Below are 20725 nucleotides of genomic sequence, written 5' to 3'. Positions count from 1 at the left end.
GTAGTCGGCGTGGCCGGGGCAGTCGACGTGGGCGTAGTGGCGGTTGGCGGTCTCGTACTCGACGTGGGCCGTCGAGATGGTGATGCCGCGGGCCTTCTCCTCCGGCGCCTTGTCGATCTGGTCGTAGGCCGTGAACGTCGCCCCGCCCGTCTCGGCCAGGACCTTCGTGATCGCCGCCGTAAGCGACGTCTTGCCGTGGTCCACGTGACCGATCGTGCCGATGTTGCAGTGCGGCTTCGTACGAGCGAATTTCTCTTTGGCCATCGTAGCCTCCGTCTATCTCAGTGTTTCAGGTGATGCTGCTGCGGTCCGGAAAAGGCGGGAAGCCTTAAGCGTACTTCGCGACGACCTTCTCGGCCTCGCCGCGCGGCACCTCTTCGTAATGGTCGAACTGCATCGTGAAGTTGGCGCGTCCCTGGGAGAAGGAGCGCAGCTGGTTCACGTAGCCGAACATGTTGGCGAGCGGCACCATCGCGTTGATGACGTTCGCGTTGCCGCGCATGTCCTGGCCCTGGATCTGGCCGCGGCGGGAGTTCAGATCGCCAATCACCGAACCGGTATACTCTTCCGGCGAGACGACCTCGACCTTCATCACCGGCTCGAGCAGGACCGATCCACCCTTCTGCAGGGCCTCACGGAGGGCTGCCCGCGACGCGATCTCGAAGGCCAGGGCCGACGAATCGACGTCGTGGTAGGCGCCGTCGATGAGCTCGACCTTGATGTCCACCACGGGGAAGCCCGCGAGGATACCGGCGCCGAGCACCGAGTTGAGGCCCTTCTCGACGCCCGGGATGTACTCCTTGGGCACCGTGCCGCCGATGATCTTCGAGGAGAACTCGAAGCCCTTGCCGGGCTCGTTGGGCTCCACGACGAACTTCACCCGGGCGAACTGACCGGTACCGCCGGTCTGCTTCTTGTGGGTGTAGTCGATCTCGGTGCGCTTCGTGAGCTTCTCACGGTACGCGACCTGCGGTTGGCCGATATTCGCGTCGACCATGTAGGTGCGGCGCAGGATGTCGACCTTGATGTCGAGGTGGAGCTCGCCCATCCCGCGAAGGATGGTCTGGCCCGACTCCTGGTCCGTCGAGACCCGGAACGAGGGGTCCTCGGCGGCGAGCTTGGCCAGCGCGATGCCGAGCTTCTCCTGATCGGCCTTGGACTTCGGCTCGACGGCGATCTCGATGACGGGCTCGGGGAACTCCATCTTCTCGAGGATCACGGCCTTCTGCGGATCGCAGAGGGTGTCGCCCGTGCGGGTGTCCTTGAGGCCGGCGAGGGCGACGATGTCGCCCGTGAAGGCTTCCTTGACGTCCTCGCGGTTGTTGGCGTGCATGAGAAGCATGCGGCCGACACGCTCCTTCTTGTCGCGCGACGAGTTGATGACGTTGGCGCCGGACTCGGTCTTGCCCGAGTAGACCCGGCAGAACGTGATCGTGCCGACGTGCGGATCGTCCATGATCTTGAAGGCGAGCATGGAGAAGGGATCGCTGTCGGACGGGTGCCGGACGGTCTCTTCCTCGGTCTTGAAGTCGATGCCCTTGATCTCGCCGCGATCGGCGGGGGACGGCAGGTACTCGACCACGGCGTCGAGCAGGGGCTGCACGCCCTTGTTCTTGAAGGCCGACCCGCACAGCACCGGGTGGAACGCGCGACGCTGGACGGCGGTGCGCACGAGGCGGTGCATGGTCGCGACATCGGGCTCGACGCCGTCGAGGTAGGCCGCCATGGCATCGTCGTCCATCTCGACGCAGGCCTCGACGAGCTTGATGCGGTACTCCGCAGCCTGCTCGGCGAGATCGTCGGGGATCTCGGTCTCGGCGAACTCGGCGCCGAGCTTCTCCGAGGTCCAGACGATGGCCTTCATCTTGATCAGGTCGATGACGCCCTTGAACGAGGTCTCGGCGCCGATGGGCAGCTGCAGGCACACCGGCTTGCCGGCGACGCGGTCGATGATATCGGCCACGCACTTGAAGAAGTCGGCGCCGATCTTGTCCATCTTGTTGACGAACACGACGCGCGGCACATCGTACTTGTCGGCCTGGCGCCAGACGGTCTCGGTCTGGGGCTCGACGCCCTGGTTGCCGTCGAGCACGCACACGGCGCCGTCGAGGACGCGGAGCGAGCGCTCCACCTCGATGGTGAAATCCACGTGGCCGGGGGTGTCGATGATGTTCAGGCGCTTGTCGCGCCAGAAGCAGGTGGTCGCCGCGGAGGTGATCGTGATGCCACGCTCCTGCTCCTGCGTCATCCAATCCATCGTCGCGGCGCCGTCGTGGACTTCGCCGATCTTATGGGACTTGCCGGTGTAGTAGAGGATCCGCTCGGTGGTCGTGGTCTTGCCGGCATCGATGTGAGCCATGATGCCGAAGTTGCGGTAGTCCTCGATCGCGTGCGTGCGGGGCATCGGATTGCTCCTGAAAGGGTCCGGGTCCGCTTACCAGCGGTAGTGCGAGAAGGCGCGGTTGGCTTCCGCCATTCGGTGCGTGTCTTCCCGCTTCTTCACGGCGTTGCCGCGGTTGTTGGCGGCGTCGAGGAGTTCGGCCGAGAGCCGCTCGACCATGGTGCGGTCGTTGCGGCCGCGGGCGGCCTGGATCAGCCAACGGATGGCCAGCGCCTGGCGGCGCTCGGTGCGCACCTCGACGGGGACCTGGTAGGTCGCGCCACCGACGCGGCGGGAGCGGACCTCGATGGCCGGGGCCACGTTCTCGAGGGCGGCGCGGAACACCTCGATGGGGTTGGCGCGGGCGCGGTTCTCGACGATGTCGAACGCGCCGTAGACGATCCCCTCGGCGATGGACTTCTTGCCCTCGTACATGATCGAATTCATGAACTTGGTCAGGACGATATCGCCGTACTTGGCGTCCGGGATGATTTCGCGCTTCTCGGCAGAATGGCGGCGGGACATCGCTCGCTCCGTCTATAATCTAAGATCTTGAAACCACCCCGCGCAGGCCGCCTTGAGCCCATCGGGGCCGGCGACATCCTTGCGGGGTGCGCGAATAGCTTGCTTCGGACGCAGTTCTTATTTCGGACGCTTGGCGCCGTACTTGGAGCGGCGCTGCTTACGACCCTTGACGCCCTGCGTGTCGAGCACGCCGCGCAGGATGTGGTAGCGAACGCCGGGAAGATCCTTCACGCGGCCGCCGCGGATCATCACCACGGAGTGCTCCTGAAGGTTGTGACCCTCGCCCGGGATGTAACCGATGACTTCGAAGCCATTGGTCAGACGAACCTTGGCGACCTTGCGGAGCGCCGAGTTCGGCTTCTTGGGCGTCGTCGTGTAGACGCGGGTGCAGACGCCACGCTTCTGCGGGCAGGCGTCGAGCGCCGGCACCTTGTTGCGGCTCTTCTGCGCCTTGCGCGGCTGAGCGATCAGCTGGTTGATCGTCGGCATGCCAATCCTCTCGAAACGCGTCGCCTGCGTCGGCGACCGTCGAAATCCAAATCTCGTTTGGCCCGCCCCGTCGCCGCACGCGCTGTGCGATGAAACGCAAAACCGCGCCCCAGGCTGATTTCAGCCTTTGGCGCGCCGTTGCAAGCAGAGGATCACCTGCATCGAAGCAAGCGATCATGCCGGGCTGACACGTGTTCGTCTGTTGAAGTCGGATGCGTTTAGGAAGCTTGGATCCGAGCGAGACGCTCGTGGATCAGATGCTGCCTACGGCCAGCCGTTCAATGAGGGCCTGATAGAGGTGGATTCGCCCGCCGTCAACCCTTGTGTAAGGAAGCCGTTGGTTTCGCGCCCCTGGTTTTCGCAGTCGGGATCGCGCCGGTCCCCGGCCCTCTCGCCGCGCCGGTGGCCGTGGGTGCGGCCTCCGCCCGGACGGCGAATCCCCGGGCCCCGGCGAGGAGGGCGACGATTTCGGCCTGACGGGATGTCCCGGTCTTGCCCATCACGTGCCGGAGCTGGGTCCGCACCGTGGCGAGGGAGGTTCCGGCCGCGGCCGCGATGTGATCGAGGGTCCGGCCCTCGGCCAGACCGCGGGCGACGCGGGCCTCCGCGGGCGTGAGGTCGAACAGGCCGCCGAGGAGGTCGGCATCCGGTGCGGCGCCCCCCGTGAGCGGGGTGACGACCACGAGGGTGTGGGCATTGGCGAAGAGATCGCGCGCCATGCCGCGCATGGGCAGGACGTGGGCGACGGCGGGCGGCCGTTCGTCCAGGGCCGGGAGCGGGATCGACGAGCCGCCGGCGGCCGGGTCTTTTCGCGAGAGGACCGCCTGGAGAAGGGCGTCGGCGGCGGGCTCGTGGAAGCCGAGGCGGCCGAAGGCGCGGGGGATCACCTGGCCCTGGAGGGCGTCCAGGAGGGCGTTGGCCGCCACCACGCGCCCGCTCACGGTGAGGACGGCCGCCGGCAGGCCGATGGTCGCCAGCAGGGCGACGCTCGCGCGGATGCGCTCCAGCTCCAGGCGCGCGGCCATGAGGGCGGCGCGTCCGAGGTGGGGCCGGAGCCCGTCGAGGAACGCCTTGCCGGCCGGACCGATGGGGCCGGCGGCACGGGCCCGCTGGATGTCGAACACGCCGAGATCGCCGCTCGGCAGGAAGATGCCGGTTCCGGCGGCATGGCCGAGGCCGCGCGGGTGGTAGAACCCGAGATAGTCGGGTTCGCGCAGGAGTTCCTCGGGGGTGTAGATCTCGGCTTCGGTGACCCAGCCGGCCCGCTTCTCGGCGAACATCCGCGCCGGGCGGGTGTTGCGGGCCGGCCAGCCTTCGCGGATCCAGTCCGTAACGATGGGGGCGGCCCCCTCGCACGCCGTCCACCGCGACACCGCCTGGTGGTTGGTCACGAACAGCATGGCGCCGATGCTGCCCGTTCTCCCGGCCATCTGCCCGAGCACCGCCGGCCACAGGTCGGGGATCAGGGCCGCCTCGTAGATCTGATCGACGAGGTCCTCGTCGGCGTGGCTCGGCATCGTCGGCATTCCCGGGTCAGGGCCTGAGTATGGCACGGCGCCGGACAAGGAAAAGGCCGCCCTGCGGCGGCCTTTTCGGATTGCGCGTCGGTGTCCGATGGACCCTCGGGATCACTCGGCGGCGGGCGGCAGCTCGGCGAGGGGCTTGGCGCCGCTCTCGGCGGCCTTCTGCTGGAGGATCATGGCGTCGCGACGCCGCGCCACGGCGCGGATGTCGGCCGCCATGGAGCCCGTGCCGGCCGGGATGAGCGAGCCGACGATGACGTTCTCCTTCAGGCCCTCGAGGTAGTCGATCTTGCCGTTGACGGCCGCCTCCGTGAGGACGCGGGTGGTCTCCTGGAACGAGGCCGCCGAGATGAACGACTTCGTCTGCAGCGACGCCTTGGTGATGCCGAGCAGCACGGGCACGCCGACGATGGGCTTCTTGCCCTCGGCGAGCAGCTTCTCGTTCATGTCCGCGAGCTCCGTCCGGTCGATCTGGTCACCCGTGAGGATGTCCGAATCGCCGCCGTCGGTGATCTCGACCTTCTGCAGCATCTGCCGGACGATGACCTCGATGTGCTTGTCGTTGATGGCCACGCCCTGGAGCCGGTAGACTTCCTGGATCTCGTTGACGAGGTAGGCGGCGAGCTCCTCCACGCCCTTGATCGCCAGGATGTCGTGCGGCGCCGGGTTGCCGTCGACGATGTAGTCGCCGAGCTCCACCACGTCCCCGTCCTGCAGGTGGATGTGCTTGCCCTTGGGGATGAGGTACTCGACGGCGTCCGAGCCGTCGTGCGGGGTCAGGGTCAGGCGACGCTTGTTCTTGTAGTCGCGCCCGAACTGGATGGTGCCGGACTTCTCGGCGATGATCGCCGCGTCCTTGGGCCGACGGGCCTCGAACAGCTCCGCCACCCGCGGCAGACCGCCGGTGATGTCGCGGGTCTTGGCCGAGTCGGTGGAGACGCGGGCGAGGATGTCGCCGGCCTTCACCCGCCCGCCCGGATCGTAGCCGATGATGGCGTCGACGGGCAGGAAGTAGCGGGCGTCGGAGCCGCGCGGCAGCTTCATCGGCTTGCCGTCGGCGTCGAGCACCAGCATCGCCGGCTTGAGGTCAGCGGTGCGGGCGGTGCCGCGCCAGTCGATGACCACGCGCTTGGCGATGCCCGTCGACTCGTCGGTGGTCTCCGTGATGGACTGACCGTCGATGAGGTCCTCGTAGGCGACGATGCCGTCCGTCTCGGTGATGATCGGACGGGTGTAGGGGTCCCATTCGGCCACGCGCTGGCCGCGCTTGACCTTGTCGCCCTCGTCCACCCGCAGCTTGGCGCCGTATTGCAGGCGGTGCACCGCGCGCTCGGAGCCGTCCGACCCGACGATGACGACGGCGACGTTGCGGCCCGTGGCGATGAGGTCGCCGTCCGTGTTCCGGGCGAGCGCCCGGTTGCGAATCTTGATGGTGCCCTCGAAGCTCGACTCGATGAAGGACGAGTCGGCGATCTGCGCCGCGCCGCCGATGTGGAAGGTGCGCATGGTGAGCTGGGTGCCCGGCTCGCCGATGGACTGGGCCGCGATGACGCCGACGGCCTCGCCCATGTTGACGGGGGTGCCGCGGGCGAGGTCGCGCCCGTAGCAGGTGGCGCAGACGCCGCTGCGGGTCTGGCACACCAGCACCGAACGGATCTTCACCTCCTGGATGCCCGCCGCCTGAATGGCCGGCAGGTGCTTCTCCTCGATGGTCTCGTTGGTCTTGACGATGACCGTGCCGTCCTGGGCGACGAGGTCCTCTGCCGTGGCGCGGCCGAGGATGCGGATGGAAAGCGGAGCCACGACCTGGCCGGCATCGACGATGGCGCGCATGCGGATGCCCGAGGTCGAGCCGCAATCCACCTCGCGGATGACCGCGTCCTGGGCGACGTCGACGAGACGGCGGGTCAGGTAGCCGGAGTTGGCGGTCTTCAGCGCGGTGTCCGCGAGGCCCTTACGGGCGCCGTGGGTCGAGTTGAAGTACTCGAGCACGTCGAGGCCTTCCTTGAAGTTCGAGATGATCGGCGTCTCGATGATCTCGCCCGAGGGCTTGGCCATGAGGCCGCGCATGGCGGCGAGCTGCTTCATCTGCGCCGGCGAACCACGGGCACCGGAATGGCTCATCATGTAGATCGAGTTGATCTGCTTGTCGGCGCCGTTCTCGTCCTTCTGCACCGTGGAGATGCGCAGCATCATCTCGGCGGCGAGCTTGTCCGAGCACTTGGCCCAGGCGTCGACCACCTTGTTGTACTTCTCGCCCTGGGTGATCAGGCCGTCGTTGTACTGCTGCTCGTAGTCCTTCACCAGGGCGCGGGTGTCGTCGACGATGGGCCACTTGTTGTCGGGCACCACCATGTCGTCCTTGCCGAACGAGATGCCGGCCTTGAACGCGTGGTTGAAGCCGAGCGCCATGATGCGATCACAGAAGATCACCGACTCCTTCTGACCGCAGTGGCGGTAGACGGTGTCGATCATCGACGAGATCTCCTTCTTGGTCATCAGCTTGTTGACGACGTCGAAGGGGACGTTCTTGTGCAGCGGCAGGGCGCCGGACAGGATCACGCGGCCCGGGGTGGTGTCGTAGGTCTTGGTCAGGGGCTCGCCATCGGGACCGATGCCGTTCCAGCGCCAGCGGATCTTGGTGTGGAGCTTGACGGTCTTGGCCGCGAGCGCGTGCTCGAGCTCGCCGACGTTGCCGAACACGCCCTGCATCGGGTTGGTCTTGCTCGTCGGATCGAACGCGCCGATGGCGCCCTCGGCGACGATGGAGAGGTAGTACAGGCCGAGGACGATGTCCTGCGACGGCACGATGATCGGCAGGCCGTTGGCGGGGTGCAGGATGTTGTTCGTCGACATCATCAGCACGCGCGCCTCCAGCTGAGCCTCGAGGCTCAGGGGGACGTGCACGGCCATCTGATCGCCGTCGAAGTCGGCGTTGAACGCGGCGCAGACCAGCGGGTGGAGCTGGATCGCCTTGCCCTCGATGAGCTTAGGCTCGAACGCCTGGATGCCGAGGCGGTGCAGCGTCGGCGCGCGGTTGAGCATCACCGGGTGCTCGCGGATCACCTCGTCGAGGATGTCCCAGACCTCGGGCTTCTCCTTCTCGACGAGCTTCTTCGCCTGCTTCACCGTCGCGGAAAAACCCTTGGCGTCGAGGCGCGCGTAGATGAACGGCTTGAACAGCTCCAGCGCCATCTTCTTCGGCAGGCCGCACTGGTGCAGCTTCAGCTCGGGGCCGACCACGATGACCGAACGGCCCGAATAGTCGACGCGCTTGCCGAGCAGGTTCTGGCGGAACCGGCCCTGCTTGCCCTTGAGCATGTCGGCGAGCGACTTCAGCGGACGCTTGTTGGCGCCCGTGATGACGCGGCCGCGGCGGCCGTTGTCGAACAGGGCATCGACCGCTTCCTGAAGCATGCGCTTCTCGTTGCGGATGATGATGTCGGGGGCCCGCAGCTCGATCAGCCGCTTGAGGCGGTTGTTGCGGTTGATGACGCGGCGGTAGAGGTCGTTGAGATCGGACGTGGCGAAGCGGCCGCCGTCGAGCGGAACGAGGGGGCGCAGGTCCGGCGGGATGACGGGGACCACGGTGAGGATCATCCACTCGGGCTTGTTGCCCGACATCTGGAAGGCCTCGATGATCTTCAGGCGCTTGAGCAGCTTCTTCGGCTTGAGCTCGGAGGTCGTGGTGGCGATCTCTTCACGCAGCGAATCGGCGATGCCGTCGAGGTCGAGCTCCTGGAGGATGCGCCGGATGGCCTCGGCGCCGATCATGGCGGTGAAGCTGTCCTCGCCGTACTCCTCCTGGGCGCGCAGGTATTCCTCCTCCGACAGGAGCTGGCGCTCCTTGAGGGGGGTGAGGCCCGGCTCGATGGTGACGTAGGACTCGAAGTACAGGATCCGCTCGAGGTCCTTGAGGGCCATGTCGAGCAGGAGGCCGATGCGGGACGGCAGCGACTTCAGGAACCAGATGTGGGCGACGGGGGCGGCGAGTTCGATGTGGCCCATGCGGTCGCGCCGCACGCGCGCGAGGGTAACCTCGACGCCGCACTTCTCACAGATGACGCCCTTGTACTTCATGCGCTTGTACTTGCCGCACAGGCACTCGTAGTCCTTGATGGGCCCGAAGATTCGCGCACAGAACAGGCCGTCGCGCTCGGGCTTGAACGTGCGGTAGTTGATCGTCTCGGGCTTCTTGATCTCGCCGAAAGACCACGAGAGGATCTTCTCCGGCGACGAGATCGAAATCTTGATCTGGTCGAAGCTCTGGGGCTGAGCCTGCTGGTTGAAAAGATTCATGACCTCTTGGTTCATGGATCGACTCCTGCTGACGGGGCGCCCCTCCGCCGAGGGGCCACCGCGTGCTGAAAACTGGTCGGCGCCGCGACTGTCTCAGTCGCCGCTGGCCGTCATCATCCGGGAGGCGCTTCCCCTCCCCGCTCGGACCGCGCCGGCAAAAGAGCCGGCGCGGGAGCGTGGTGCGGTGGTTACTCGGCCGCCTCGGCGGGCGGCTCGATCTGGTCGTTGGCCGACTTCTTCGAGGAGGTGAGCTCCACGTTGAGGCCGAGGGAGCGCATCTCCTTGACGAGCACGTTGAACGACTCGGGGATGCCCGCCTCGAAGGTGTCGTCGCCGCGCACGATGGCCTCGTACACCTTGGTGCGGCCGGCGACGTCGTCCGACTTCACCGTCAGCATCTCCTGCAGGGTGTAGGCGGCGCCGTAGGCTTCGAGGGCCCACACCTCCATCTCGCCGAAGCGCTGACCGCCGAACTGCGCCTTGCCGCCCAGGGGCTGCTGGGTGACGAGGGAGTACGGGCCGATGGACCGGGCGTGGATCTTGTCGTCCACGAGGTGGTGCAGCTTCAGCATGTAGATGTAGCCCATGGTGACCTTGCGGTCGAAGGGCTCACCCGTGCGGCCGTCATAGAGGGTCGACTGGGCCGACCGGTCGAGACCGGCCATTTCCAGCATCTGCTCGATGTCGGCTTCCTTGGCGCCGTTGAACACCGGGGTGGCCATCGGCACGCCGCGGCGCACGTTGTTGGCCGCCTCCGCCATGTCCTCGTCCGACAGGCCTTCGAGCTCCGACGGCGAGTAGATCGCCTCCATCTCCGCCTTGAGGGGGGCGATGTCGTTGCTGCGGAGATAGGCGTCCACGGCGAGCCCGACCTTGCGGCCGAGTCCGGCCGCGGCCCAGCCCAGGTGGGTCTCCAGGATCTGACCGACGTTCATGCGCGAGGGCACGCCGAGGGGGTTCAGCACGATGTCGGCATGGGTGCCGTCCTCGAGGAACGGCATGTCCTCGATGGGCACGATGCGCGACACCACGCCCTTGTTGCCGTGGCGGCCGGCCATCTTGTCGCCCGGCTGGATCTTGCGCTTCACCGCGACGAAGACCTTGACCATCTTCATGACGCCGGGGGGCAGCTCGTCACCGCGCTGCAGCTTCTCGACCTTGTCGAGGAAGCGCTGCTCGAGGCGCTTCTTCGACTCGTCGTACTGCTTCTGCATCGCTTCCATCTCGGTCATGAGACGGTCGTCGATGACGGCGAACTGCCACCACTGGGAGCGCGGGTACTCGGAGAGACCCTCGCGGTTGAGCACCGTGTCCTTCCGGAAGCCCTTCGGACCGGCGATGGGCGCCTGACCGATGAGCACGCCGGAGAGGCGGGCGTAGGTGTTGCGGTCGAGGATCGCCTGCTCGTCGTCGCGATCCTTGGCGAGGCGCTCGATCTCCTCGCGCTCGATGGCCTGGGCGCGCTCGTCCTTGTCGACGCCGTGGCGGTTGAACACCCGGACCTCGACGATGGTGCCCGTCACGCCCGGGGGTACCCGGAGCGACGTATCGCGGACGTCCGACGCCTTCTCGCCGAAGATGGCGCGCAGGAGCTTCTCCTCCGGCGTCATCGGGCTCTCGCCCTTCGGGGTGATCTTGCCGCACAGGATGTCGCCGGCGTGGACCTCGGCACCGATGTAGACGATGCCGGCCTCGTCGAGGTTCTTCAGGGCCTCTTCGGAGACGTTGGGGATGTCGCGGGTGATCTCTTCCGGACCGAGCTTGGTGTCCCGGGCCATCACCTCGAACTCCTCGATGTGGATCGAGGTGAACACGTCATCCTTCACGATCCGCTCGGAGAGCAGGATCGAATCCTCGAAGTTGTAGCCGTTCCACGGCATGAACGCGACGAGCACGTTCCGGCCGAGGGCCAGCTCGCCGAACTCCGTCGACGGGCCGTCGGCGATGATCTCGCCTTTCTTGACCTGCTCGCCGACGCGGACCAGGGGCTTCTGCGTGATGCAGGTCGACTGGTTCGAGCGCTGGAATTTCTGGAGGCGGTAGATGTCGACGCCGGGCTTGTTGGCGTCGGCCTCTTCCGTGGCGCGGATGACGATACGGGTGGCGTCCACCTGATCGACGATGCCCGAGCGGCGCGCCGCGATGGCGGCACCGGAATCGCGGGCGACGACGGCCTCCATGCCGGTGCCGACGAAGGGCGCGTCGGCGCGGACCAGGGGCACCGCCTGGCGCTGCATGTTCGAGCCCATGAGGGCGCGGTTCGCGTCGTCGTTCTCGAGGAACGGGATGAGCGCGGCGGCCACGGAGACGAGCTGCTTCGGCGACACATCCATGAGATCGACGCGGTCCGGCGGCACGACGATGACGTCACCGGCGCGGCGGCAGACCACGAGGTCCTCCGTCAGCTTGAAGGCCTCGTCCATCTGGGCGTTGGCCTGGGCGACGTAGTACTTCGCCTCCTCCATGGCCGACAGGTAGGCGACGTCCGTGGTGACGACGCCGTCCTTCACCTTGCGGAACGGGGTCTCGATGAAGCCGTACTTGTTCACGCGGGCGAAGGTCGCCAGGGAGTTGATGAGGCCGATGTTCGGGCCTTCCGGGGTCTCGATGGGGCAGATGCGGCCATAGTGGGTCGGGTGCACGTCGCGCACCTCGAAGCCGGCGCGCTCGCGGGTCAGACCGCCGGGGCCGAGCGCCGAGAGGCGGCGCTTGTGGGTGACCTCCGAGAGCGGGTTGGTCTGATCCATGAACTGCGACAGCTGCGACGAGCCGAAGAACTCGCGCACGGCCGCGGCGGCCGGCTTCGCATTGATCAGGTCCTGCGGCATCACCGTGTCGATGTCGACGGAGGACATCCGCTCCTTGATGGCGCGCTCCATGCGGAGCAGGCCGAGGCGGTACTGGTTCTCCATGAGCTCGCCGACGGAGCGCACGCGGCGGTTGCCGAGGTGATCGATGTCGTCGATCTCGCCCTTGCCGTCGCGGAGATCCACGAGGGCCTTCACCACGGCGAGCATGTCCTCGCGGCGCAGGGTCCGCACGGTGTCCTCGGCGTCGAGGTCGAGGCGCATGTTCATCTTCACGCGGCCGACGGCCGAGAGGTCGTAGCGCTCCGAATCGAAGAACAGCGAGTGGAACATCGCCTCCGCCGTATCGAGCGTCGGCGGCTCGCCGGGACGCATGACGCGGTAGATGTCGAACAGCGCGCCCTCGCGGGCGGAGTTCTTGTCCACGGCGAGCGTGTTGCGGATATAGGGACCGACGTTGATGTGATCGATGTCGAGCACGGGCAGCTCGGTGATGCCCACCTCTTCGAGGCTCTTCAGGAGCTTGTCGGAGATCTCGTCGCCGGCCTCGGCCCAGATCTCGCCGGTCTTGGCGTTGACCAGGTCCTCGGCGATGTACTGGCCGATGAGGTCCTCGTCCGTGGCCTTGAGGAAGTTCACGCCGCGCTCGGCGATCTGCCGGGCGTTGCGGGCGTTGAGCTTCTTGCCGGCCTCGAGCACGACCTCGCCGGACTCCGCGTCGATGAGATCGACGGAGGCCTTGAAGCCCTTCAGGCGGTCGGCGTCATACGGCACGCGCCACTCGGCGCCGTCGCGGTCGTACATGACGCGGTTGTAGAACGTCGACAGGATTTCCTCGCCGTCGAGCCCGAGGGCGAACAGCAGGGAGGTCACCGGCAGCTTGCGCTTGCGGTCGATGCGGACGTGGACGATGTCCTTGGCGTCGAACTCGACGTCGAGCCAGGAGCCGCGATACGGGATGATGCGCGCCGCGAAGAGCAGCTTCCCGCTCGAATGCGTCTTGCCCTTGTCGTGATCGAAGAACACGCCCGGCGAACGGTGCATCTGCGAGACGATGACGCGCTCGGTGCCGTTGACGATGAAGGTGCCGTTCTCCGTCATCAGGGGCATGTCGCCCATGTAGACGTCCTGCTCCTTGATGTCCTTGACCGACTTGGCGCCGGTGTCGGGATCGACGTCGAACACGATGAGGCGGAGCGTCACCTTGAGGGGGGCCGCGTAGGTGATGCCGCGCTGGCGGCACTCGTCGACGTCGTATTTCGGCTGCTCGAACGTGTACTTCACGAATTCGAGCAGGGCCGTGGCCGAGAAGTCGGAGATCGGGAACACCGACTTGAACACGGTCTGCAGGCCTTCGTCGCCCCGCCCGCCTTCCGGCTCGTCCATCATCAGGAACTGGTCGTAGGATGCCTTCTGAACCTCGATGAGGTTCGGCATCTCGGCGACTTCCTTGATCTTGCCGAAGAATTTGCGAATGCGCTTGCGACCGACCAGCGTGTTGGCCATGGGTGACCTCGCTCCTACGTCCCGCGTACCGGATGCCCGGGGAAGGCTCGTGCCTCCCGCGACCAGGCGATGGACGCGCCCCGCCGGACGCCGCCCTCCCGAACTGAAAATCTGGTGGCCCGTCGCCGGGCCGGTCGTGTCGCCGGAAGCGACCTTAGCCCACGGGCGCGAACCCGCGGGCCTTCGGTGCCGTCAGGTCCCGGAGGACCCGACGGAGAGGGTGGGCCTGGAGCGGCCCACGGGGAAGAGTCTTACTTGAGCTCGACCTTGGCGCCAGCCTTCTCGAGCTGAGCCTTGAGCTTCTCGGCCTCTTCCTTGTTGACGGACTCCTTGACGGCCTTCGGGGCGCCCTCGACGAGGTCCTTGGCTTCCTTGAGGCCGAGGCCGGTGATCGCGCGGACCTCCTTGATGACCTCGATCTTCTTGTCGCCGGCGGCGGTGAGCATGACCGTGAACTCGGTCTGCTCCTCGACGACGGCGGCCGGACCGGCGGCGGGGCCGGCGACGGCGACGGCAGCGGCGGCCGAGACGCCCCACTTCTCTTCGAGCAGCTTGGCGAGGTCGGCGGCCTCGAGAACGGTCAGCGAGGACAGGTCGTCGACGAGCTTGGCGAGATCAGCCATGGTTGGTTTCCTTCAGAGATCGGTTTGAACGGATGGGTTTGGGAGGACGATGCGGCGTCAGGCCGCTTCGTCCTGGGCCTCGTCCTTCGTGGCATAGGCTCCGAACACGCGGGCGAGCTTGGCCGCCGGTGCGCTGACAACCTGGGCGATCTTGGTCGCGGGAGCCTGGATGAGGCCCACGATCTTGGCGCGCAGTTCGTCGAGGGACGGGAGCGAGGCCAGGGCCTTCACGCCGTCCGGGTTCAGGGCTGTCGTGCCCATGGCACCGCCGAGGATCACGAGCTTGTCGTTCCCCTTGGCGAAGTCCACCGCCACCTTGGCGGCCGCGACCGGATCGCTCGAATAGGCGAGCAGGGTCGGGCCCTTCAGGAGGGGCTTGATGGAGGCGACGTCCGTGCCATCGAGAGCGATGTTGGCGAGGCGGTTCTTGGTGACCTTCACGGTGGCACCGGCGAGCTTCATCTGCGAGCGCAGCTTCTGCATGTCGGCGACCGTGAGGCCCTTGTAGTGGGCCACGACGACGACGGACGTGTTCGCGAACACGCCGTTGAGCGTCGAGACGAGATCAGCTTTGGCTGTCCTGTCCACTGGGGCTCTCTCCGGTTGGCGGAACCCGAGAATGGGTCCGCCGGTTGCACATGCCGCCCGGGACGGTACTCGGCCACGAAAAGCCGGAACGTCCTGGACGACGCTTCACGGCCCTGTCCCCTGCGATCCCCCGGATGGGTGGACGGCACGGGTGAGATGGTTCAAACCGATGCCCCGTCCCGTCCGCCTGAGCGTCCGGAGCAGGGACTTGAATTTCGGTCTTCCCCGTCTGTGCAGGCTGGGAAATTAAGCCGGGGACCCGGCGCCTGCAGTCTCGGACAGGACATGGCCGGACGAAGCCTGAGCGGGTGTTGGCCCCCTCAAAGCCTTCCGGCCATCACCACCTGGTTGCCCAGGCGATCTCTCAAGTCGAAACCGACCGATCGGCCGATTCCTTTCTCGTGTATGAAAACGTTGAGCGCGGTCTATAGAACCTTGCAAGCAGCCTGCCAAGGCCCCCCGCATGACTATTCCGTCGCAGGCGACGATTTTCCTTGACGGGGTTTGGGCCCCGCCCGCGTGGCGGGAGGGGCCGTTCCGCTCCGTGGGAACGCCGTCGCTACGTCGGCAGGAACCGGCGCGCGGCCTGCCACCACGGGGTGCGCACCTCCTTCGCCTGGTCGGCCTTGGCCGCGTAGAACGAGGCGTTGTGCTCGCCGCGCAGGGCCTCGCGGGTGAAGCGGATGAGGTGGTGGGCGACGAAGCCCATGTTGAACACCGCCTCGATCTGCCCGCGCCGGAGGGCGTGGCCCGCAGCCTTCCAGAACACGCCGCGGTAATCCGACAGCACGCCGACCCGGAGGGCGATGTTGAAGCCGAGGATGAGGCCGCGGCGCAGGTTGGTCCGGGTGAGCTTGCCCTTCAGCGGGGTCTTGATCCGGTGCGGGTAGGTCCGCTCGACCTGATACTTGAAGCGCTCGAACAGGTGGGCCGGCTCATAGGCGTGGGCGATGGCCCGGCGCCAGCTCGCCACCACGTCGTCGTGGGGGCGCTTGAACAGGACGTTGGATTCGAGGGACGCGTCGTGCAGAAGCCGGCCCTCGCGGGTCAGGCGGTCCCATAGGGGCGTCTTGGGCAGGGCCTGCAGCAGGTTCATGGTCAGGACCGGCACCGCCGACTTGTCGACGAAGTCGATGAGCTTCTGCTCCGAACCGTCGGTCTCGGTGTCGAGGCCGAGGATGATGCCCGAGGTGACCTCCAGGCCGAAGCTGTTGAGGGTCTCGATGGCCTCGTACATGGGCACGGCGGCGTTGTGCTTCTTGTCGATGCCCGCCAGCGCGTCCTCCTCCGGCGTCTCGATGCCGACGAAGACGGTCATGAAGTTGGCCTGGCGCATGAGCTCGAGGATGTCGGGCTGCTTGGCCATGTTCAGGGTCGCCTCGCAGGCGAACTGAAGCGGGTAGTGGTTCTTCTTCTGCCACGCCACGAGGTGGGGCAGCATGTCCTTCGTCGCCTTGCGGTTGCCGATGAAGTTGTCGTCGACGAAGTACACCACCGCCGGGTGGCCGGGCTGGGAGATGATGGCGTCGAGCTCGCCCAGCATCTGCTCGGGGCTCTTCAGGCGGGGCTGGCGGCCGTAGAGCTGCGGGATGTCGCAGAACTCGCAGCGATACGGGCAGCCCGACGAGAACTGCAGGGAGCCGATGAGGTAGCGCTTGAGCGGGGCGGCCTCGTAGGCCGGCGCCGGGAAGTCGGAGAGCGGCAGGCGCTCCTTCGTCTCCAGGCGCACCTGGGCGGCCGGGATCGACACGTCGCGGTCGAGGATCGCCACGAGCTCGTCGGTGGCGTCGCCGATCTCGCCGACATGGAGGTAGTCGAACTCGGGGTACTGCTCGGGCGAGCCCGACACCGAGGGTCCGCCGAGCGCCGTGACCTTACCGGCGGCGTGCGCCCGCGCGTAGATGTCGCGGATCTGCGGCGCCTGGATGTGCATGCCCGACACGAACACCGCGTCGGCCCAGGCGAAGTCGTCCGGCCCGGCCCGCTTGATGTTCTCGTCGACGAACCGGTACTCCCAGGTCTCGGGCATGTAGGCCGCGATGAGCAGCAGCCCCTGGGGCGGCATGAACGCCTTGACGCCGCCCATCAACGGATAGGCATGCGCGAACGTCCCGAAGGACGGCGTGTAGGCGGGGAAGACGCACAGGATGCGTCGCTTGGAGGAGACGGAGAGGGTGCATCGCATGGCTGCGTATCTAGCACACGCATCCGCGAAGGCGTCCCCCTCGCCTGTCGATTTCTCAAGCGGCTTTTGCGGGCCCGCAGGCGGTATCCGATGCGTTCACGGGGGTTTGAACGGTGCGTCACCCGAACCCCGACCGCCCGGCGCCTGCGTGGGCCCCCCCAAACGAAAACGCCCGGCCGTGGGGCCGGGCGTTTCCAGACGTGCGGGCGGGGCTGCGGGCGCTAGGCCGGCAGAACCTTAGGCCGGCAGAACCGTCGAGGGCTCGACCTTGACGCCCGGACCCATGGAGGAGGTCACGGCGACGCGCTGGACGTACTGGCCCTTGGCGCCGGCGGGCTTGGCTTTGGAGACCGCATCGGCGAACGCCTTGATGTTCTCGACGAGCTTGTCGGCGTCGAACGAGACCTTGCCGATGCCGGCATGGACGATGCCGGCCTTCTCGACGCGGAACTCGACCGAACCGCCCTTGGCGCCGGCCACCGCGGACTTCACGTCCATGGTGACGGTGCCGACCTTCGGGTTCGGCATCAGGCCGCGCGGGCCGAGCACCTTGCCGAGACGGCCGACGAGGGGCATCAGGTCCGGGGTGGCGATGCAGCGATCGAACTCGATCTTGCCGCCCTGGACGATCTCGAGGAGGTCCTCGGCACCGACGATGTCGGCGCCGGCTTCCCGGGCCTCGTCGGCCTTGGCGCCGCGGGCGAACACCGCCACCCGCACCGTCCGGCCGGAGCCGTTGGGCAGGTTGCAGACGCCGCGGACCATCTGGTCGGCGTGGCGCGGGTCGACGCCGAGGTTCATGGAGACCTCGACGGTCTCGTCGAACTTGGCGCTGGCCTTCTCCTTAACGAGCTGGATCGCCTCGTCGATGGTGTAGAGCTTGAGCGCGTCGATGCCCTCGCGGGCGGCGCGGATGCGCTTGCCTTCGTGTGCCATGGTGCCCTCCCCTTAAGCGACGATGTCGAGACCCATGGCCCGCGCGGAGCCACGGATCATCGCGACGGCGGCATCCACCGAATCGCAGTTCAGGTCGGGCATCTTGCGCTCGGCGATCTCGCGCAGCTGTGCCTCGGTGACCTTGCCGACGTTCGAGCCGGGCTTGCCCGGGGTCTTGGAGCCGGAAGCCGGCTTCTTGCCGATCTTCAGGCCGGCGGCCTTCTTCAGGAAGAAGGTCACCGGGGGCTGCTTCATCTCGAAGGTGAAGGAGCGATCCTGGTAGGCCGTGATCACGACCGGGATCGGGGTGCCCTTCTCGATCTGCGAGGTCTTCGCGTTGAAGGCCTTGCAGAATTCCATGATGTTGAGGCCGCGCTGACCGAGCGCGGGGCCGATGGGCGGCGACGGGTTCGCGGCGCCGGCCGGAACCTGAAGCTTCACGTAGCCCGTGATCTTCTTTGCCATAGGGACTGCTCCCAAAGAATGCCCGGCACCCGGCTGGCCTCAGCGCGGATGGAGCGGGCGGTTGCAGGTCGCGGTGCGGCCCGTGGACCCCGGCGGCGAACCGGGCGGACCTTCCGCGTGTGATGCCGAGGGGGCTTTGCCACCCACGGCGTTCTCACGACCGGCGTGACGCCGATCGGGAAAGGGACGGATCGATCGACGTCGATCGATCGAAACTCGCGAAAGCTAGAGCTTCTCGACCTGGGCGTACTCGAGTTCCACCGGGGTGGCGCGGCCGAAGATCGACACGGCGACCTTGAGGCGCGAGCGGCTCTCGTCGATCTCCTCGACGGTGCCGTTGAACGACGCGAACGGGCCATCGGAGACGCGCACCGTCTCGCCGATCTCGAAGGAGATCGAGGGTTTGGGGCGATCGACGCCCTCGGCGACCTGGCCCTTGATGCGCTCGGCCTCCGAATCCGGGATCGGCACGGGCTTCGACTTGTCGGCCCCGAGGAAGCCGGTGACCTTGGGGGTGTTCTTGATGAGGTGGTAGACCTCGTCGGTCAGGTCGCACTTCACCAGGACGTAGCCGGGGAAGAACTTGCGCTCGGCATCGACCTTGCGGCCGCGGCGGACCTCGACGACCTTCTCGGTCGGGACCATGACCTCGTCGAACAGCTCCATCAGGCCACGCTGGGCCGCCTGATCCTTGATGGATTGCGCGACCTTGTTCTCGAAATTCGAGTAGGCGTGGACGATGTACCAGCGCTTCGACACGTTCTCACCAAATCCTGACGTCGGTCGGCCGGTCGCGAAAGCGCGCCCGGACCGAGAAACTAGTTGGTCCCGACCCCGAGGATCAGGGTCACGAGGTAACGCATGGCCTGATCGACCACGGTGAAGAACAGGCTCGCGGCGACCACCATGATGAACACCATCACGGTGGTGACCACGGTCTCCTTGCGGGTCGGCCACGTGACCTTGCGGCCCTCGTCGCGGACCTGGCCCAGAAACTCCACGGGGCCGACGCGCTTCGGCGCGGGCCGCACGGGGGGCGTCGCCCGGGCCGGACCCGGCGTGACGGAGCCGCGCTGCGGGGTGCGCGCGAGGTCCGTTTTCTTCGATGCTTCGTTCGATGCCATGGCGCCAACAAACAGGGAGAACGGTCCGGGGATCGGGAAAGCGCGATGCGTGGGCCTGGAACCAAGCCTGCCGCGACGGCCTTCATCGATCTCGGAAGGCGACCGCTCTAGCGCAAGTCCCCGTGCTTGTCGACTGCACCGGGCAACGACTCGCGGGGAAGTCCAGCCTTGCCGAGAAGCGGCCTGATGGGGGATGTCGCGACGTGGTCTCGACTTGGAGCAGCCGCCAAGTGGCAGGAGTGGAGGGACTCGAACCCGCAACCTCCGGTTTTGGAGACCGGCGCTCTGACCAGTTGAGCTACACTCCTAGGCGCAGCGCTCCTTGCCCGATCCTCGGGTCCCGCGCAAGGGGGTGAGGTGCCGAAGCCGGCAAAATCCGGCGTCCGAACTGTCGGGGCCGGCGGGCGAACCCGGCCCTTCACCCCTCCCCCCGATCATCGTCCGGAACACGGTATCCCGGACGATGCCCTCGGTCCTTGTTTTGGCATCGGCCTTTTCCCGAAAGCCCATGCCCACCTTTCGGACCGATGTCCTAGCGGCCGTGCTGAGAGAGTTCGAACGGGGTAAGTGGACGTACGCCGGCCGCGGAGTAAGCGAAAAGCTCCGTGCTGCGGCTGTAGGGACCGCGATGCATGTAATCGACCACGGTCCGGGCGAGGGACCGCCTTGGCCTCACTGTCCGGTGTCCAGGCGATGAGGACATCGTGGGTCTGGAACCCGACGACGATGCTGGGCGTGCCGAGGCCCTCGCGGGTCCGGTCCATCACCATGGGGACCATCGGCTCCGCGCCCGTCGGGCCGGCGACCTGGGCATCCAGGTTGTCGAGGAACAGGGGGCCGATGCGGATCTGCCCCGGGTCGGCGTCGAGGGTGACCGCGACATCCGGGAAGTCGCTGCGCAGGATCGCCACGACTTCGTCCCGGAGGACGCCGCTGTGCAGATCGTCGCCACCCGCGCGGTCCGGGACGATGCCCGCGAGAGTTGCAATTCCTGCCGCCGCGAAGCGTCGCCGGGTGAAGGAATTCGAGGGTCCATCCACGAATCAGCCCCCCAATCCACAACTCAGGGTTATGAAACGACAAGGCCCGCGCGCCGTCAAGACGGAGCGCGGGCCTCATGGAATCAGGCCTTATGGGGTCGACGGAACGACGACCCGGCGCGGCGGGGCCGCGCCGGACGGAAGACTACTCGTTGATGGCGGCGACGACGCCGGCGCCGACGGTGCGTCCGCCTTCACGGATGGCGAAGCGCAGCTTCTCTTCCATGGCGACGGG

At 66.9% G+C, this 20725-nt stretch carries 14 protein-coding genes, 1 tRNA gene and 1 pseudogene; all 16 read right to left on the bottom strand.

What is annotated here, in order from left to right; translation table 11 throughout:
• A partial coding sequence (locus ASF28_RS11055) for a GTP-binding protein (protein ID WP_244474990.1) occupies positions 1-264 on the bottom strand: 264 nt, incomplete at its 3' end.
• A 64-nt stretch (positions 265-328) separates the two neighbouring features.
• Positions 329-2404, bottom strand: coding sequence for an elongation factor G (fusA, locus tag ASF28_RS11050; RefSeq protein ID WP_056092087.1), 2076 nt, complete (start codon positions 2402-2404; stop codon positions 329-331).
• A 30-nt stretch (positions 2405-2434) separates the two neighbouring features.
• A complete protein-coding gene (gene rpsG / locus ASF28_RS11045) occupies positions 2435-2905 on the bottom strand; it encodes a 30S ribosomal protein S7 (RefSeq protein ID WP_018044233.1) in 471 nt (156 codons plus the stop codon).
• A 117-nt stretch (positions 2906-3022) separates the two neighbouring features.
• Positions 3023-3394, bottom strand: coding sequence for a 30S ribosomal protein S12 (gene rpsL, locus ASF28_RS11040; RefSeq protein ID WP_018044234.1), 372 nt, complete (start codon positions 3392-3394; stop codon positions 3023-3025).
• A gap of 314 nt (positions 3395-3708) precedes the next feature.
• Positions 3709-4911 carry a helix-turn-helix transcriptional regulator gene (locus tag ASF28_RS11035; protein WP_162239997.1) on the bottom strand — a complete coding sequence of 401 codons (1203 nt, stop codon included), beginning with the start codon at positions 4909-4911 and terminating at the stop codon, positions 3709-3711.
• Positions 4912-5022: 111 nt separating this feature from the next.
• Positions 5023-9231, bottom strand: a complete 4209-nt coding sequence (rpoC, locus tag ASF28_RS11030; protein WP_056092081.1) for a DNA-directed RNA polymerase subunit beta' — start codon at positions 9229-9231, stop codon at positions 5023-5025.
• A 173-nt stretch (positions 9232-9404) separates the two neighbouring features.
• Positions 9405-13529 (bottom strand): DNA-directed RNA polymerase subunit beta, encoded by a 4125-nt coding sequence (rpoB, locus tag ASF28_RS11025; protein WP_056092078.1) that lies wholly within the window; start codon positions 13527-13529, stop codon positions 9405-9407.
• 251 nt (positions 13530-13780) lie between these two features.
• Positions 13781-14152, bottom strand: coding sequence for a 50S ribosomal protein L7/L12 (rplL, locus tag ASF28_RS11020; RefSeq protein ID WP_056092074.1), 372 nt, complete (start codon positions 14150-14152; stop codon positions 13781-13783).
• Positions 14153-14209: 57 nt separating this feature from the next.
• Positions 14210-14740, bottom strand: coding sequence for a 50S ribosomal protein L10 (rplJ, locus tag ASF28_RS11015; protein WP_056092073.1), 531 nt, complete (start codon positions 14738-14740; stop codon positions 14210-14212).
• Positions 14741-15299: 559 nt separating this feature from the next.
• Positions 15300-16925, bottom strand: coding sequence for a B12-binding domain-containing radical SAM protein (locus ASF28_RS11010; protein ID WP_056092070.1), 1626 nt, complete (start codon positions 16923-16925; stop codon positions 15300-15302).
• Positions 16926-17162: 237 nt separating this feature from the next.
• The gene (gene rplA, locus ASF28_RS11005) at positions 17163-17861 is read right to left on the bottom strand and encodes a 50S ribosomal protein L1 (protein ID WP_056092068.1); all 699 of its coding nucleotides are present in this window, start codon (positions 17859-17861) and stop codon (positions 17163-17165) included.
• A 12-nt stretch (positions 17862-17873) separates the two neighbouring features.
• On the bottom strand, positions 17874-18326 hold the full coding sequence (gene rplK, locus ASF28_RS11000) for a 50S ribosomal protein L11 (protein WP_056092066.1): 453 nt from the start codon (positions 18324-18326) through the stop codon (positions 17874-17876).
• 225 nt (positions 18327-18551) lie between these two features.
• Positions 18552-19085, bottom strand: coding sequence for a transcription termination/antitermination protein NusG (nusG, locus tag ASF28_RS10995; RefSeq protein ID WP_056092062.1), 534 nt, complete (start codon positions 19083-19085; stop codon positions 18552-18554).
• A 59-nt stretch (positions 19086-19144) separates the two neighbouring features.
• Positions 19145-19450, bottom strand: coding sequence for a preprotein translocase subunit SecE (gene secE, locus ASF28_RS10990; RefSeq protein WP_056092058.1), 306 nt, complete (start codon positions 19448-19450; stop codon positions 19145-19147).
• Positions 19451-19681: 231 nt separating this feature from the next.
• Positions 19682-19758: transfer RNA gene (locus ASF28_RS10985), tRNA-Trp, on the bottom strand.
• A gap of 877 nt (positions 19759-20635) precedes the next feature.
• Positions 20636-20725: pseudogene (locus tag ASF28_RS21760) on the bottom strand (EF-Tu/IF-2/RF-3 family GTPase); the annotation flags it as partial.

The organism is Methylobacterium sp. Leaf99 (assembly GCF_001422375.1).
In the GTDB taxonomy this organism is placed as follows: Bacteria; Pseudomonadota; Alphaproteobacteria; order Rhizobiales; family Beijerinckiaceae; genus Methylobacterium.
The sequence above is the reverse complement of the archived record's forward strand: the minus strand, read 5'-3'. Positions and strand labels throughout refer to the sequence as shown.